Source organism: Candidatus Proelusimicrobium excrementi (assembly GCF_937881865.1).
Lineage (GTDB): Bacteria > Elusimicrobiota > Elusimicrobia > Elusimicrobiales > Elusimicrobiaceae > Proelusimicrobium > Proelusimicrobium excrementi.
Map to the genome: position 1 here is coordinate 1 of NZ_CALGEO010000168.1, position 1,039 is coordinate 1,039.

At 43.7% G+C, this 1,039-nt stretch carries 1 protein-coding gene and 1 pseudogene; both read right to left on the minus strand.

What is annotated here, in order from left to right:
* Positions 1–735: a DUF1351 domain-containing protein gene (locus ACQY26_RS07495; RefSeq protein WP_428048605.1), complete on the minus strand. Its 735-nt coding sequence runs from the start codon at positions 733–735 to the stop codon at positions 1–3.
* A gap of 18 nt (positions 736–753) precedes the next feature.
* A pseudogene (locus ACQY26_RS07500) lies at positions 754–1,039 on the minus strand (YqaJ viral recombinase family protein); the annotation flags it as partial.

Here is a 1,039-nt window from a genome sequence, read left to right on the forward strand (position 1 = left end):
CTATCCTTTGCGGTGCCAATTCAACCAAACAACGCAAAAATTCAAGGCTTGCGCCTGCTCTTGTGCGGCCTTTTTCTCGGCTTGCGCTTTGGCGTATTCGGCTTGCTTCTTGGCCTGCTCGGCAAGGTAATTATTGCGCCTTAAAGCTTCGCCCAAGTCCAAGGTGGCAAGGTAAGTATCCGTTACTTCAACTTTGTAAAGGTCTGCCACGCTCTCGTCCAAAGTCTTTAAATCAGACCTGATTTTTCCGACGGCATTGAAAATTTCGCCGATAGCCAGGTCTTTACTGAAAGTGGCGTTTAGCCATTTATCCTGAAAGATCCATTCAAAAGGAACTATCTTTGCCAGTTCTTTAGCTTCGGCTTGGTAAAACTCGGATAACTCGGACAGCTTGTCCGCCTTAGCTTTATTTTCAACTTCTTTAATTTGGCCGTCAATCTGTCCGGCACATTCTTCCAGCATGGCTAAAAGCTCTTTTATTTTTGGCTCGAAATCGCTTTCGTATTGCGCCATAATTTGCTTTTTTACGCCGATTTTAGCGTCGTTGATAGACTTTTTAAGCCTGTTTAAAGCAGCGCGGTCTTTCTTCGCTTCCGCTGTGCCTTTACTCATGTCGTAATGGCGGTTTTTGTAAAGAGCTAAACGCTCCTCCAAGTGCGCTTTTAGTTCCTCGAAGTTGAACTTTACCGGCACAATGGCCGACTGTTCCGTCGGGGAAATTATTTTTAGTTCCATTCTTCTATCCTCACTTTTTTAAATTTCCGGCAATATTCTTGCCGGAGATTTGTTTTTTAAAACATTGTCCGTCCAAAATTTTATTTCCGCTTCCTTTAGATAGGAGATATCCTCTAAGCAGTCTTTGCGCTCAAAGTGATAAGGCCTTAATTCCGTCCTTACAACTTTACCCGCAGACACCGTCTTTAATTGCGCATTTAATACGGCAAATTCCAGATCCGGAATTACAATAAAGTAATGCAATAGTTGGCAATAATACTGCTGCGGAATTTTATTTTCCCAGTCCTCGGCCGTCCGCTTGCCG

Coding starts and splice junctions, on each gene's coding strand:
- ACQY26_RS07495 (WP_428048605.1), bottom strand. CDS start 735: ATGGAACTAAAAATAATTTCCCCGACGGAACAGTCGGCCATTGTGCCG.